At 39.3% G+C, this 15,458-nt stretch carries 12 protein-coding genes; 6 read left to right on the top strand and 6 right to left on the bottom strand.

Features of this window, described 5'->3' with window-relative positions; all coding sequences use genetic code 11:
* Positions 1–263 precede the first annotated feature (263 nt).
* Positions 264–2,000, top strand: coding sequence for a pyridoxal phosphate-dependent decarboxylase family protein (locus tag BHE89_RS17330; RefSeq protein ID WP_069369716.1), 1,737 nt, complete (start codon positions 264–266; stop codon positions 1,998–2,000).
* A 96-nt stretch (positions 2,001–2,096) separates the two neighbouring features.
* On the opposite strand, the gene BHE89_RS17325 is transcribed toward BHE89_RS17330, so the two are convergent.
* The 4 genes from BHE89_RS17325 to BHE89_RS17310 form a co-directional block, all read right to left on the bottom strand.
* Entirely contained in the window at positions 2,097–2,363 is a 267-nt protein-coding gene (locus BHE89_RS17325; protein ID WP_069369715.1) for a DksA/TraR family C4-type zinc finger protein, read from the bottom strand.
* Between the two features lie 225 nt (positions 2,364–2,588).
* Positions 2,589–3,776 (bottom strand): MFS transporter, encoded by a 1,188-nt coding sequence (locus BHE89_RS17320; RefSeq protein ID WP_286146249.1) that lies wholly within the window; start codon positions 3,774–3,776, stop codon positions 2,589–2,591.
* Positions 3,712–5,013 (bottom strand): hypothetical protein, encoded by a 1,302-nt coding sequence (locus BHE89_RS17315; RefSeq protein WP_069369713.1) that lies wholly within the window; start codon positions 5,011–5,013, stop codon positions 3,712–3,714. Before BHE89_RS17315 ends, BHE89_RS17320 begins: the two co-directional genes overlap by 65 nt.
* 40 nt (positions 5,014–5,053) lie before the next feature.
* The gene (locus BHE89_RS17310) at positions 5,054–6,241 is read right to left on the bottom strand and encodes an ROK family transcriptional regulator (protein ID WP_286138929.1); all 1,188 of its coding nucleotides are present in this window, start codon (positions 6,239–6,241) and stop codon (positions 5,054–5,056) included.
* Between the two features lie 285 nt (positions 6,242–6,526).
* On the opposite strand from BHE89_RS17310, the gene BHE89_RS17305 reads away from it, so the two are divergent.
* Positions 6,527–6,931, top strand: a complete 405-nt coding sequence (locus tag BHE89_RS17305; RefSeq protein ID WP_069369712.1) for a Rap1a family protein — start codon at positions 6,527–6,529, stop codon at positions 6,929–6,931.
* A 105-nt stretch (positions 6,932–7,036) separates the two neighbouring features.
* Here the strand turns inward: BHE89_RS17305 and pyk are convergent, their stop codons facing one another.
* Positions 7,037–8,488 carry a pyruvate kinase gene (gene pyk / locus BHE89_RS17300; RefSeq protein WP_069369711.1) on the bottom strand — a complete coding sequence of 484 codons (1,452 nt, stop codon included), beginning with the start codon at positions 8,486–8,488 and terminating at the stop codon, positions 7,037–7,039.
* Between the two features lie 65 nt (positions 8,489–8,553).
* Entirely contained in the window at positions 8,554–9,891 is a 1,338-nt protein-coding gene (locus BHE89_RS17295; RefSeq protein ID WP_069369710.1) for an MFS transporter, read from the bottom strand.
* A gap of 312 nt (positions 9,892–10,203) precedes the next feature.
* Here BHE89_RS17295 and BHE89_RS17290 point away from each other — a divergent pair, with 312 nt between their 5' ends.
* Genes BHE89_RS17290 through BHE89_RS17280 form a run of 4 tightly spaced genes read left to right on the top strand, consistent with a single transcriptional unit; the run spans position 10,204 to position 15,182 of the window.
* Positions 10,204–11,061, top strand: coding sequence for an ABC transporter substrate-binding protein (locus BHE89_RS17290; protein ID WP_286146248.1), 858 nt, complete (start codon positions 10,204–10,206; stop codon positions 11,059–11,061).
* A gap of 1 nt (position 11,062) precedes the next feature.
* Positions 11,063–11,494, top strand: coding sequence for a hypothetical protein (locus BHE89_RS26235; RefSeq protein ID WP_286146247.1), 432 nt, complete (start codon positions 11,063–11,065; stop codon positions 11,492–11,494).
* A gap of 57 nt (positions 11,495–11,551) precedes the next feature.
* Positions 11,552–13,927, top strand: coding sequence for an ATP-binding protein (locus BHE89_RS17285; protein ID WP_069369708.1), 2,376 nt, complete (start codon positions 11,552–11,554; stop codon positions 13,925–13,927).
* Positions 13,905–15,182 carry a sigma-54-dependent transcriptional regulator gene (locus BHE89_RS17280; protein ID WP_069369707.1) on the top strand — a complete coding sequence of 426 codons (1,278 nt, stop codon included), beginning with the start codon at positions 13,905–13,907 and terminating at the stop codon, positions 15,180–15,182. Before BHE89_RS17285 ends, BHE89_RS17280 begins: the two co-directional genes overlap by 23 nt.
* Positions 15,183–15,458: the final 276 nt, after the last annotated feature.

Below are 15,458 nucleotides of genomic sequence, written 5' to 3'. Positions count from 1 at the left end.
GTATTGAGGGTGATTATTTTTTTTTATAACGTTATTTCTACTGTGATATTAGTCACATAAGTATATAAATAAAATAATAACATCTGTAAATTTAACTTTCCGAATATTTATATTGTATTGATATTAAATGAAATATTTTGTTTTATGTGGTTTCCAATAGAAACGATGCGATCGCTTGAAGCACTCACTCATTTAATTAGAAAATGTATAGTATTGCTATGCAATCAATTTAAACATTTGTCGGTTTCTATTTGGAGAATATAGTGAAAAATCAAGATTTATTAGGTTTATCTTCTGCTAACGTTCTTAATGCCGAATTTGAGAAGAAATACCACGACGTTATTGCTCACTTTTTCAGCCGAGATCCGAAGTATTGGCCGATATTTCAGGATAAAACAATCCAATCGATCACACAGTTTAGAAAAACAACAGCTAACGATAATGACCAATTACAACGTTACTCAAACGGGCAACAGCTATTCGATCGTTTAATGGCGGATACGCAAATCCAACACAACATAAATTACCCAGAAAACGATCCTAATGAATTACTGATGTTAGTGTCGACACTGTGTAAAAACTGGGAAAACCCATTAGCGGTTGAAAACGTGATTGCAATGCCGAGTGATCCTGGTGTTTATGGTTCAATGTTAGGGTTAATGGGCAATCCTAATATGGTGTATTGTGAATATTCTGGTGTTGCTGATGCGTTAGAAAAAGTGACGATTAAAAAAGTCGCTAAATTGGTTGGCTATGATCCTGAAATTGCATCTGGTGTGTTCACTCAAGGTGGCACTATGTGTAATTTATATGGTTATCTATTTGGTTTACGCAAATCAATGCCTAATTCTAAGCATTTAGGTATGGCAGCGGATCAAGATTATCGCATCATTAATTCTCAAGGTGGTCACTACTCCAATATGACTAATCTTGCCTTATTAGGCGTTGATGTTGATAACAAAACCATCCGTATTAAAGTGTCTGAAGATAACACCATTAATTTAGAGCACCTAGAGCGTGAATTAAGGGCGTGCTTTACAGTTAAGTGTAAAGTGCCAACGATTATGTTAACCACGGGAACAACAGATACCTTTGGTGTCGATGATGTGAAAGGTGTTTGTGAGTTACGTGACCGTTTATGTGAAGAGTTCGAGATCACAGTTAAGCCACACGTACACGTTGACGCAGCTGTTGGTTGGCCGATCATTTTCTTCTTAGAATATGATTTTAGCACTAACCCACTGGCAATTAATGATGTCACTTTAGAAGGGTTACGCCAGAATGTTGAGAAATTCAAACATCTGAAATATGCTGACTCCATCACTATCGATTTCCACAAATGGGGTTATGTACCTTATACCTCAAGTTTAGTGTTGGTGAAAAACGGTAATGACTTTGTCGCACTTGAAAACGATCCTGAAAACTTCACCTACTTTGAGCATGAGTTAGAAGGGCAGACTCACTTACAATCTACAATTGAATGTACTCGTAGTGGTGTAGGCATTTTTGGTGCTTATTCTGCAATGCATTATATGGGGATTGAGGGTTACCAAACGATTATTGCTCACTGTTTGCAAAATGCGAACTATATGCGTCATCAGTTGTTGGAAATGGGGAATGCGAAAGTGATCGTGCCGCAAAACCAAGGACCAAGTGTTGGTTTTAAACTGTATGATCCTAATTTAGTCAAAGATCCTAACGTTGCTTTTGACTTAGAACTAACATGTTCTACTGATAAAGAAGCATATGATTTTATGGTTCATAATACCCAATGGCATAGAAAACTTTTCTTACAGCGTGGTAGAGAAGGGTTATTTACTAACTGGGTTGATTCTATTGCTTGTTCTAAATATGCAAAAAATAACCGCTATATTTATCTTCCTGGTGAAAAAGCGGTATTTATGAACCCAAATACAGAGCGTGCACATATTGATAATTTTATGAAGATTTTAACTGAATTGAGTCAAAATCTGAGCTCGAAAAAAGCCGTAAAAATTTAATCAATTCATGGATTAGTTAAATAAAACAAACTGTACTTTAGTAGGGAAAATACATATTAAGGTACAGTTTTTGTTTTATATGATAATAGTTACAGTTTATCTGAGTTGACTATCTTTACTACCACGACGATTATACCCGCTAAACGTATTGTTTTTTTTATCAAATGCCTCTTGGCAATTTAAACAATAACGTACACCAGGAACGGCTTTTTGCCGAGCTGGAGGGATCGCTTCGCCGCATTCATCACAAAATTCTGCACTTTCACCTTGCGTCATTTGATTGCGAGCTCTTGCAATTGCATCATTAATGGTGGCATCTATTTGCTCTTGAACCGCACTATCATTAGCCCATCCACTCGCCATTATATTCTCCTATTTTAACAGTGAATATCGATACTATTATTAGGGCGGTGGCGAAAAAATCAACAGTGTAAAAGCGAAAATATATTGTGAAGATATCACGATAGAAATAAAAACCCCTCATAAAGAGGGGGAAAACTTCAGAGGCATAATAGATCGTTGTTATTGTTTTGTTCTCTAATAAACAGAGAAATGATAAAGAAAAGGGCGACGAATACGATAATAAGGTTAAAGCCAACAGAAAACATTATAGCTTTCTGAAACCTGACCGATTAACGAACCGGCTAAAGCCCCGCCCAATCCTGAAGCAACATAAATAAGTCCCATTACTGAGCCACTTTTGCTAGTTAATTTTGTAGCAACAGCTGCGGCTGTTGGAAATAGAACTGATAATGCAAAACCAAACACCATAAACAGATAAACAACATCTTGCACAAAGATACGACTAACAATAATGGCAATCAGTGAGAATAGAGAAAATAAAATTAATGTTTTGCGGTCACCCAATGCAAGGTTAATAAAGCCACCAATAAAGCGGCCGATAGTAAATAAGAAAGCAAAACTAGAAATGACATAAGCGGCAGTTTCTGCTTTTTGCGCATTACTCATATTCCCAATATCCATAGAGGTATAGAAAATAGGGAAGAAGTTTAAAAACGCGGCTTCGGCAGCCACATATAAAGTGATAAATAAAATAACAAGTAACAGTGATTTTTGTGTCAGTAACTCTAAAAAGTCACTGAATTTCATATCGACTTGCGCGCTATTTTCGATTTTTAAGGTGCTTAATACTAAAATAATCACAGCAACAATAACGGCAACACCAACATAAAAAGTACGCCATGAAATAGAGTGTGAGAATAGATATTGTAAAATAAGTGGGGTGACAATCATCCCTACACCAAACATGGCGTTAGAGACGTTAAACATCATTCCCGCTTTTTCTTTATAGAAAGTCGGAATAACAGTAACGATAGAGACCAGCATTGAGCCAATCCCTAAACCAATGACCAGGTAAAAGCCAAAAAACAGCATCACGTTAAAAGCAAGGCTAGTGCCTGTTAAACCAACGGCCATCATTAATGAACCAATAAACATCATGACTTTTAACCCTTTCTTATCGGTAAAATAGCCCGTTAATAAACTGGCGACTAAAAAACCGATTTGAAAAAAGGTAATTAATGAGCCAACTTGACTCATATTTAATGAAATATCATGTTGAACTTGTTCGAGAATAAGACCTTTTGTATTCTGAATGCCACCGAGTAAAAACATCGTGACAAACAGAAGAAAAAAAAACTTTCCACTTTTGTTGTTTAGCCATAATTTGTTCCTGATTTTCCGCGGTGTATTATTCTGTAATTGTGTTGTTGTTATAAGTGTTATTATTAGGTGTATTGTGTTCACCAATCGCATCAAATAATTCTTGAGTCGCCCATCCATAACAATAATAAAGCAAGTCATTACAAGCACTCTGTTCTGCGGCAATAACGGCTTCAATCAATTGAGATGCGGGTAAATTCCACATTTGAATGCCGCTATAAATAAAGGTATTTGGCTGTGAAAGCTGGCGAACTTTATTATTTTGTTCTGCAACAAAGTGAATAGGAAACCCTTGCTGTTTAAAGGTTTCGTATGAAATATCATAAGGTAATTCAAATAAGCGTTTGAACGCAGTAAATGCGCGCTCTTGGCTTTCGCTATCATGGGCAAAATGATTAATTAATCCTTGAACATCTGCACCTCCCCCTAATTTATGGTAAGGGAAATGTTTGAGTGTTGAAGAATAACGCGTTAATTCATGATAATTTTGACCTAAGATCCAACTATAAGCGGGTGGCCATAGATCAAGCCATAACGTAATCCCCCCCGCCGTTTGTTTGGCATCAGACAGTAATTTTTCAACTAATTGAGTCACACTTTGTTGGCGAAAGCGTTGCCATGCTTTTAACAGCGGTTCTTCTTTTAATGCTGTAACAGGCGTTTCAAAATCCCCTTGTTTTAATGAATCAGCTAAAGCAGCAAGGCGATGCTTGATTTCATTAACGGGTAAGCCTTGTTGTCCCATTTTCTTTTCACAATGAGGGCAAAAACAGGTAAATAATCCTGCAGGATTGACTTCTTGACCCGCCCAATCAGGAAAACGAATTCGGTCAATTAAAAAGGTGTCATAACCATAATGTTGTTTTAATGCTGTGAATGTCTTTTGCCATAATTGAGCAACATCAGGGGCATTAGGACAGAGCCAATGTGATTGTGGACGGCCTTTAAAATCGACAACCTGATTATTTTCCACATCACCGATAAAATCGCCATTAAGAATATTAGCCCAGGGAATGACTTTATATTTTCCACCGTCAGTGGCTTTTTTTATCGTCATTAGCGGATCTGCGCCCGCTAAAATAGAGGGATCAACACGTTGGCTCAGACGAGGAAAATCAGTATGAGTATTGATATGCAGTGTACCTGTTCCCATAACTACATTATGAATAGGATTATGAGGCAGATCGCCAATAGGATAAGGGTTACGTTCAAAAATAGTATTAATTTCGACAAATAAATGCTCAACATGCTTCATACCGTCAAGGCGCTGAAGAATAGCGGGCATGCCTTCGTCTAAAATATCATGTGGGTGAAGATGTATTCCTGCCATGAGTCACTCCCATCTCGTTTAACGACTTTTTTTATTAGGGTTATCTCAATTGGATCTCGGGCATAAATTGAATTGAAGGGTAAGCCGTGGCTAAGGCAAGAATGGCAATGCCATAAAGCGGGCCTTTTTCCCATAATTCAGAAAGCTCGATATTCACTTTGGTGTTAGCAAATAAATGTCTATCTAGATTTGCCTGAACACGTGGTAAAAAGGTGTCAGCAGAACGGGTGATCCCGCCTGTTAATACCACTTTTTCCAGATTTGCAATGGCGACTAAATTCATAATGCCGATAGCAAGATAATCTGCCATTTCCTCAACTAAAGATTGAGCAAGTGGATCGCCATGTAGGGAAGCTTGAATAATCTCAATCGCACTAAGATTTTCCCCTCGTAAGCTCGCCATACGCTCACTTAAACCTGAGCCAGAGCAGAAACTCTCAAAGCACCCTTTATTGCGCCAATTACGAAAAAGATGATCACGAGCAAACATCATATAGCCGATTTCACCGGCTGCATTGTTTGCGCCGCGGATAATTTTTCCATCCATCAGCAAGGCGGAGCCTAACCCTGTGCCGATACCAATTAGTGCACAGCTGTGCGTATGGCGACAGCGGCCTTTCCACATTTCACCCACAAGTGCTGCGCGAATATCATTTTCTAGTACTACGGGTACATTGAGTTTTTCTGTCAGCTGTTGTGCCAAAGGTAAGTTATCCCATTGAGGTAAATTAGGAGAACCTTCTAGCACAACGCCATTTTTGATATCGATGATCCCTGGTGTGGCGACACCGATAACGTTGATCTTTTGACGGTCTACGCCGCTTTTTTCGATCACATTTTCAATACTTTGTGCAAATTGCGTAATAAAGTGCTCACGATCGTCAGTATCAAAGGTAGGTTCTTGATACTCATACAACAATTCGGCATTTAAGTTAAAAACCGCATAAGCTATTTTGGTTCCACCTAAATCAATACTGACACCTAAACTGTGTTGAGGATCGAAGTTCACTAAAATACCTTTTCTACCTTGTCCTGCGGGTGAACTGACACCGCTTTCATAAACGATTTTTTCTTCAAGGAGATCGTTAATAATTTCAGACACCGTCGCTTTTGTAATTCCGCTAATTTGGGCTATCTGAGCCCGTGACAAAGGACCTTGATGACGAATGACATTTAATACAAGCGAGGCATTCATTTGCCGTAATGTATTGGGTACGTTCGGTGTCACGTTACTACTCCATTTGTTTAGAAACAAAACTAAAAGATGTTTTTTTTTATATAAAATCGTCTGTGATTGATAGTTATGCACCGTTTTATTTACTTTGTAAAGTATAAAGCGATCAATTAGTTTAGAAACCATCCTAAATGAGTTTGCGATCACAATTTGATGAGTTTGGTTTATACAATGTGATCCTCTAAAAGATCTTCATTGCATATATTCATGGCGTATTTTTTTAATGCAATAAACCGATTAGAATGAAATCAATATCTATTGAACCAAAGAGAAATCAGCATGAAAAAAGGAATGTTATTAAAAGGGTTAATCGGGATGCTATTGCTATTCCCACTGTATTCACAAGCGATAACGCTGAGTGCTTATCTTCAAGTTAAACAATTGCTTACTCAAGATAATCCTGCTAATAAGCAATTAGAGTCCGTGACACAAGCTTATCTTAATGGTATTGCCAATGGATTTAATTTTTATGCGGTGTCAGTAAGATTAGAGAATGAAAGTCATGATTTTAAACCACTTTATTGCCCACCTAAAAAAGTGGAACAAAACAGTGATTTTATGGTTAAGCATATTGATGCTTATTTAGATAAAAATCCTGACGTGAAAAGTAAACAAAAAGAGACGCCGTTGGAGTTAATTTATATTTTAGCATTAAAAGATGCCTATCCTTGCGATAATAAGTAGAGATAAAAATAGCCACAGTCCTTGTGGCTAAAATGATTTGGTGTGCTCTTTTTCTTGTTATTTACTTCAGGTTGCCTCTCTCATAAGCTCCTTGATGGAAGACACTCAAGCCGTTGCCACTTCAACCTGTTTTACAGGAACAAGATGACAACAATCGCTTTCACCGGTTTTCTCAAAGGTTGATAAACGGGTGATCAAGAGTGAATTCATGTCTGTTAATAATCCTTCAGTCTGCAGTTTTTGCATGATACTTTCATCGCAGTCATTATTGTTTTGACGTTGATAAGCGACCGGCGTTACACCACGTAATACAGTTAATTGACCGGCAAGTGCGGGATTATCTGTTAATGCATATACGTTATTGTTTGGCATAAAGCGTGACAATAAGGTCACTGATTTGCCATTTTCTGTTAATGCCGCAACACTTAAATGCTTGTCGTCATGGAAAGCTGTTGTCGCAGCAGCGAGTGCAATCCAACGACCTGTTTGTGAATAGTAAGATGGCGATTGCCATGGATTTTCAACATTCGCGGCAAAAGAACGCTCAGCCCCTTCAGCTACGCGAGCCATTGCAATAACGGCTTCCACAGGATATTTCCCCGCTGCTGTTTCAGCTGATAGCATCACGGCATCTGTCCCATCACCCACCGCATTCGCAATATCCATGACTTCTGCACGGGTTGGCATCGGGCTTTCAATCATTGATTCCATCATTTGAGTTGCGGTGATCACAGGGCAACCTAATGCGCGACAGCGTGCAATCAGTTGTTTTTGTGCACCCGGTAAGCTGGCATCACCAATTTCTACGGCTAAATCGCCTCGCGCTACCATAATGACATCAGAGGCTTTAATGATGTCATCCATGTTTTCTTCACAAGAAACGACTTCTGCACGTTCAACTTTAGCAACGATTTTGGCGTCACTTCCCGCGGCAATCACTAAACCACGGGCATATTCAATATCCGCACCATTACGTGGAAATGAAACGGCGATGTAATCTGCTTGAATAGCGGCTGCTGTGTGTATGTCTTGTTTATCTTTGTCTGTTAATGCAGGAGCAGATAAACCACCACCGAGTAAGTTAATGCCTTTACGGTTAGAGAGTTTTCCACCAACAGTAACGACGGTCTCTATTTGATTATTATTGACGGCGCTGACTTGTAATTGAATATTGCCATCATCAAGTAACAAAATATTCCCTGGTGTGACTTCTTGAACAAGTTGTGGATAGTCCAAACCAACTTGTTGTTCGTCGCCTAATGTGCTGTCTAAATCTGCATTTAGAATAAAGTTATCGCCTTGTTTTAATTGAATTGAATCATTTTTAAAGTTAGCGATACGAATTTTAGGGCCTTGCAGGTCTGCTAAGATCCCGATAAATACACGATGTTTTTCTGCGACCTGACGGATAGTTGCGGCAGTGGCTTGATGCTGTTCGCGAGTGCCGTGTGAAAAGTTTAAACGAAATACGTTAGCACCTGCCATAATCAGCTTTTCAATCATCTGCTCTGAACAGCTAGCTGGGCCAAGAGTCGCAACAATTTTTGTCTTACGCATAATGACATTCTCTTTTTAAAGAGGGATACCCAACGGTATCCCTTGATGACAACTTAATTAATTCATTAATCCATGGTAACTTTTTTCGCATTCCAGACTAGCGTCGCTAAAATCATGGAAACGATGGCAGAACCTATCCAGAAATACTGTACGGTGGTGAAGTCGTAGTTAGTGACATCACCAACTTGAGTGACTTTAATCAGTGAGGCGGAAATCAGTTCTTGTGCTGATGCTGCAATATAAGCAAACAGTCCGATAAAGCCTTTTACTGCGCCTACTGCGTTTTTCGGCATTAGGTCACAAGCGGTTAAACCTGCTAAGAACACAACCAGACCACCCATTGCAAAACCAACCATACTTAATGCAATTGCATCCATAACACGGCTTTGTGGACCCCAGAACATCAGTGCAAAACCTGCAATGTTGGCGATACCGTAAATCAGTGTTGGAATATGGCGGTTAGCGTTAAACAGTTTGTCTGAAGCCATACCCGCTAAGATTGCACCGAAGAAACCTGCGATTGGGTAAGTAGACATGGCAAAGCCAGCATCAATCAGCGAGTAACCTTTTGAACCTTGTAGGTATAGAACAGCCCATGAACTGATCGCATAGCGAGAGATATACATCGCCGCACATGCTGCTGCGATGATCCACACTGTGGGTTGTTTTAATACGAATAACTGAGCACGACGTGTTTCTTTAGGATCACTTGATTTAACTGCTTCTGACTCTTCGCCATACGCGGTTGCTGGATCAGGTAAGCCATAAGTACGAGGACGGTCTTTTAAAATCATCAGTAAGATGATACCTGCAGCAATACCTGCGATACCTGCACCGATAAAACCAGCACGCCAGCCGAAGAAGCTCACTATGGTCGCGGTTAATACCCATGTGATTGCTTCACCGATATTACGCGAGCCACCCCAGATGGAATAAACCGTACCGCGTTGTTTTGGTGAGAACCATTGGAAGATAGAGACGCAAGAAGGTGCAGAACCTACAGATTGGAACCAACCGTTAATACCCCATAACAGGATAAAGAACAGGCTCGCCGTTGACATTCCCATGAAGATACAAACAAAGGAAGAGGCAATTAACGAGATGGACATAAAGCGTCCAATATTGGCATAATCTGACAAGAAGCCGTTAGAGAACTTACCAAATGCGTAGGTAAAGAAGAACGCAGAACCCATTAAACCGAGTTCAGCGGTGGTTACGATACCTGCATCCAGCATCGGTTTTTTCACCACACCGAGTGCCATACGAACCACATAGAACATGGCATAACCAAGAACAAGACCAAAGAAGACCTGCCATTGGTGCTTTTTATATATTGCGCGGATCTTTTCGCTTGACGCTTCTATTAGCGGCAGATCCTTTCTGGTTTTAAAGAAACTTAGCATAGAGATGACTCCGAATATTATTCATGTCTGAAGCTGATTTTAGTTTTCAGAGCTGATGCTATTCATTTAGGTCATCTTGGTGCAAAAGAGAGAATTTGAGTCATCGATGACACATTCTGCTGAATCGGTGAGTCAAATTTGTAACATTGCTATTAGGTGTTGGTTTAAAAATGAGTGAAGATATCGTCATATCATTGTTGTAAATGGGTCATTAAGGACTCATTAGTTCAAAATAATAAATATTGCTAAATATCAGAAGTTTGAAGTTCGACACATTTTTATGTTTATTCAAAACAAAACCAGGGGTATGTCATGAGAATAAAAATAGTATTAAGCCTCGTCTGTTTATTGTTTAGTTGGCTGTTTATCACACCTGTGCGTAGTGATGAGCAGCCACTTGTTATACTGACGACACTTTCAGATACACCAATGCGACCACTTACAGAGGCCTTTAGTGCTCGTTATCCAGACACTAAAGTGCAAGTGGTTTATCGTCGCGTCGCGATTGCAACACGGATGATGAAACAATACCCCACACAGCCAGTTGATATTGTGATGTCGTCATCGGCTAACTTTTTTCATCATCTAGACAGAGAAGGGTTACTCGCGCGATTACCCGTAAATTACGAAACGCCGAAATGGCTAACACGCCATAGTGATATATTAAACGATAAAATAACCACTGTTGGCTATTCTGGTATTGGCATTATGAGTAATACGCAATACCTACAAAAGCTGGGTATTCCAGCACCTAAAAGCTGGGTTGATTTAAGTGATCCGATTTACCAAGGGCACTTAACCATGACCACTCCGGCAAACTCTGGCACGATGCAATTGATGGTGGAAAATGTGCTACAAGAGTACGGCTGGGAGCGTGGATGGCAGATCCTACTCGAAACCAGTGGTAACCTTTCTTCAATTTCGGCACGGAGTTCTCGTGTCAGTGATGCTATCGCCAGAGGCATTGTCGGCGCTGGACCCATTATCGATAACTACGCTTTTAACCATCAAAAGCGATTTGATTTTGTCGAATTTAGCTATTTTGATAAGTCGATTATTTTACCCGCTTATGTCGCTATTGTTGCCGAAAGCAGTAAAAGAGACACCGCCGCCAAATTTATCGCCTTTCTTTTATCGGATGAAGGACAAGAGATCATCTATAAAAAGTGATATGGCAAAGATCCCATTAAGCAAAGCAATCTTACGTAATAACGATGAACTTGCTAATAACACGGAATTTATTTTAAACAGCAATGAGGCTTATCGTCGTAGTGAAGTCGTTAATGCATTATTTGATCAAATGATCACCCATAATTTTCCGTTAATGCGCCAAGTTTGGAATGATATTCACGAAGCAGAAAGACAGGAAAATAAAACGCCAGAACGTATTTCTGCGATTAGTAAAGCGAGAAAAATAGCAAGCTCGGTACTTATTAGTGAAAAAGAGGCTAATTCACCGACATTACAAGCCTTATTTATGAAGGAAGCGGATCAGCGGGAATACTCTGATCAAGCACTCGCTGTGCTGTATCAATGGCGTACATTAGAAGCTGAAAGGTTGGAACAAGCATTAGTTTTATTGAAAGAGACAAAATCACCCTAACCGCCTTGTGGTTCAAATATACAGCAGGAAGCGCTGTTTTTATGAAAGGTATTACGGATGAAATTATTAGTGCCTAAACAATTTGGCAAACTAGGTAGACGCCTGTATATGGCGTTTATCTTTAGTTCTTTACTCACCTTATTAATTGGTGTGGTTATCTTTTTTATGTGGGGAAAACTGGCGACACAAATTAATGCGTCAGTAGGAGGATCGCTACCGATGTTAACCACCAGCTATAATATGGAACGTTATAGCACCAATTTACAAATGCTATTAAAAGAGCGAGAGCAGACACAGCGAAAATCAGTCTCAGAGCAACAGCAGCAGGAAATTCATCAGTTACTCGATAATTTGCGTGAATTTCCTATTGAACAAAAACCACAGCGTGCTTTTTATACTCAACTTGTTGATGAGCTAACAGAGCTTATTAATCAACAAGATATGTTATTGGATAAACGGCGCGAACTAGAAAACCGCCTTGCACAATTATTAGGGCAATTGGCATGGATGCATGACGCCGTTGGTGAAGATATTAAACCGCTACTGAATGAAATTGAGTGGCATGTTAGCCAAATGATCAATGAGAAAAACGTACAGGAAAACAGCTTACAGCTATTATTAGAATCTACGTTACTACAAGAGTTATTTACCACAGAAAATGAGTTAATTAGTTTAGTCGAAGAGATTGCTCACCAACGTTATAGTCGTGATATTGATGTCGCTTTTCATTATATCAGCGTTAAAATTGACGAAATCATCGCCTTAAATCAGAAGCTAAAAAGTTATCCATCGACGATTGCTCACCGCCAAGTATTACAAGAGATTATTGCGATCACTCGTTATGACGGTGATATCTATCAAACACTGATTGATGATGTCGATAACGAGAAAAAGCTCAAAGCATTAACCCCTGAACTGAATGAAAAATTATCACAGTTTGATAATGCCGTAAGAGGCAATGTTTTTGCTACAAGTGAAGCACTCAATAAGCTTAATGATAATACCCGTAAGCTTATGGCTACGGGGAAGATTGTTATTGTTGTTATCATTATTGCGTCACTATTGCTGAGTATTATTGTGATGAAAATCTTGATTGATAGAAGACTTATCGCCAGATTGAATAAACTCAGTGATGACTTAGCGCATGTTGCCAAAGGTCATTTAACAGAGCCTGTACTGATTGAAGGGCAAGATGAAATTGGTCTGTTAAGTCGACGGCTTCGTCGATTTTGGCGTCAAATGAAAGAAGTGGAAGCCAGTAATGCGTTAAATCTTATTAATAATACCGATGCGAGTTTAATTACCTGTCACCACGATGGCAGAATGGAAACCGTTAATCCAAGTGCAGCAACGCTACTAGGAACAGGAAAAGAGCAAAGTAATAAGCCACTTTGGCTACTGTTTAGTGGTGAGGCGAGCACAATGCTTAAAGCGCAATTTAGCTCAACCAGTCAGCTTTATCGTTTAGGGCAGAGTGAATGTATTATTCGAATGGTAAAAGCGGGTGAACCCCATTTCTTACAATTTAATATTCGAGAATATCCACATAAAGATGAACACAAATATATTGTGACTATCACCGATATTACGCGCCAAGAGTTAAGCCGATTAGAGCTTCAACAAATGGTGGCATTAAAAACACAAGATTTACAGGATAAAAACCAACAATTAAATGAAGAAATGTTGCGCCGTGAGCAAGCACAAAAACATTTAATTCAGACCCAAGAAGAGTTAGTACAAGCGGCTAAAATGGCGGTTGTTGGGCAGGCGATGACAAGCCTTGCACATGAGCTTAATCAACCACTCTCTGCAATCAACACCTATCTATACAGTGCAAAACTGACCATACAGATGGGAAAGTATGATCAATTACCTGATTCTATCGAACGTATTGAAAAGCTGTGTGCACGAATGAATCGGATCATTACGGCATTGCGTAATTTTTCACGTAAATCGCCGTCTGAAATTAGCTTTGTTTCAGCACCATTAAAAGAGTTGGTCGATAGTGCGATGGTGCTGGTGGAGTCTCGCTCTAAACGAGAGCAGTGCATTATTACGAATAATATTCCTGATGAATTAACCATTTGTGCAGACCCAACACAAATTGAGCAAGTTTTGGTTAATTTGTTTGTTAATGCAATGGATGCCATTGCGGGTGGGGGGGAAAGTCAGATCACCATTGATCTTTTATCTGTTGATCCCAAACGAAAATTAGTGGCGATTGCCGACAGTGGAAAAGGATTCAATTCAGAGGTTTTACCAAAACTATTTACCCCATTTACAACCACAAAAGATGTGGGGCTTGGGTTAGGGTTATCCATTTGCCGTTCAATTATGCAACGGTTTGGTTATGAAATTTACTTGGCTTCTACATTAAAGGGTGGCGCCATGGTTGTTTTGGAGTTTACAGATGACACAATCACACATGCCTGATATCGACGTTTTATTAATTGATGACGATGAAGATATTCTTGAATCTTATCGTCATTTACTCAATCTTGCGGGGATGGTTGCTAGAGTAACCGACTCTCCAGAAAAAGCATTAAGCCTTTTAACACCAGAATGGCAGGGGGCTGTTGTGCTTGATATTTATATGCCAGCAATGAATGGCATGGAGGTATTAGAGCGCATTAAAGACATTGACGCTCGTATTCCGGTTATCATGATCACGGGGCATGGCGATATACCGTTAGCGGTGGAAGCGGTAAAAAAAGGCGCTTATGATTTTATTGAGAAACCCATTAATCCCCCTGTTTTTTTAGCGTTAGTGGCGAAAGCACATAAAGAGCGTCAATCTATTCTCTCACTTAGAAATGCGGTAATAAGCACCACACAAGAGCGATTAGTGGGAGACAGTGCGCAAATCACTGCGATCAGAGAACAAGTACAACAAATTGCCGATATCGATAAAGATTTAATGATAGAGGGGGAGATGGGAACAGGGCGTCATCTACTTGCTCAATTATTGCATGAATTAAGCCCGCACAGTGATAAAGCGATCCAAACAGTCGATTGTCAGAATCTATCGGATATCAAACAAGTGATTGCTCAAATTGAGGCGGATGAAGTCGGAACACTGATTTTACGTTCCCCTTATGATTTATCATCAGAAGCACAACGCTGGTTAAGCTCTTATCTGCTTGATATGGAACGCCAAGGAAAACGCCATTTTAGAACGATTGCGATTTTAGAAAACAATACCCAGCAGTTAGTAACAGAAGGTCGATTAATTCCTGAATTCTATTACTATTTTTCGCAAATCACTTTTTCACTGCCTCCATTAAGTGCAAGACGCCCCGATATTATTCCGTTATTTAGAGCTTTCTTACGACAAAGCGCACAGCGTCTTGGTATTGCAGTACCCAAGATTGATCGTAATTACCTCGATATTTTAAAGCGCTACGATTGGCCGGGTAATATTCGTGAGTTACGAAATGTTGCCGAACTCTATGCAGTCGGTATTGTAAAAATGGTGGATAGTGAACAACATCGCGCCATTATTCCACCAGAAGGCCCTTTGGATAATCTGGTAGATGAGTATGAGCGTCGATTAATTGAAGATGCCTTATATTTATTTGCGGGGCGAGTGAGTGACGTAGCGGATTATTTGGGTATTCCTCGTAAGAAGCTGTATTTACGAATGAAAAAACACGATCTTGATAAAGAAAGTTATAAACCCAAAGTTTAATTTACGTGTTGTTTAATAACCAAGAAGCGCCATACTTGGCGCTTTTTCACAGTTTTTTTAGCTCACTTTTTCTGATGTCTTATTTTTTATTCCCCGCTCTTTGTTTATTTTACCATCACAAAATTAGCACTCATAACAATATCAGCTTAAAATTCTTTTTCTTGAGTCAGTAAATAACATTGAGATGTTCTTAAAAAGAGTAATCATTAGAAAAACTATTAAATAAACAGTAGAAATAGTTTATTTAAAATGATTATGAAGAGTAGGGATAAAATA

This window comes from Shigella sp. FC1967 (assembly GCF_001743005.1).
Taxonomy (GTDB): Bacteria; Pseudomonadota; Gammaproteobacteria; order Enterobacterales; family Enterobacteriaceae; genus Proteus.
This window is presented reverse-complemented; position numbering and strand designations above follow the sequence as displayed.

Coding starts and splice junctions, on each gene's coding strand:
- BHE89_RS17320 (WP_286146249.1), bottom strand. CDS start 3,776: ATGCGATTGGTGAACACAATACACCTAATAATAACACTTATAACAACA.
- BHE89_RS17325 (WP_069369715.1), bottom strand. CDS start 2,363: ATGGCGAGTGGATGGGCTAATGATAGTGCGGTTCAAGAGCAAATAGAT.
- BHE89_RS17315 (WP_069369713.1), bottom strand. CDS start 5,013: ATGGCAGGAATACATCTTCACCCACATGATATTTTAGACGAAGGCATG.
- BHE89_RS17295 (WP_069369710.1), bottom strand. CDS start 9,891: ATGCTAAGTTTCTTTAAAACCAGAAAGGATCTGCCGCTAATAGAAGCG.
- BHE89_RS26235 (WP_286146247.1), top strand. CDS start 11,063: ATGGCAAAGATCCCATTAAGCAAAGCAATCTTACGTAATAACGATGAA.
- BHE89_RS17305 (WP_069369712.1), top strand. CDS start 6,527: ATGAAAAAAGGAATGTTATTAAAAGGGTTAATCGGGATGCTATTGCTA.
- BHE89_RS17285 (WP_069369708.1), top strand. CDS start 11,552: ATGAAATTATTAGTGCCTAAACAATTTGGCAAACTAGGTAGACGCCTG.
- BHE89_RS17280 (WP_069369707.1), top strand. CDS start 13,905: ATGACACAATCACACATGCCTGATATCGACGTTTTATTAATTGATGAC.
- pyk (WP_069369711.1), bottom strand. CDS start 8,488: ATGCGTAAGACAAAAATTGTTGCGACTCTTGGCCCAGCTAGCTGTTCA.
- BHE89_RS17290 (WP_286146248.1), top strand. CDS start 10,204: ATGAGAATAAAAATAGTATTAAGCCTCGTCTGTTTATTGTTTAGTTGG.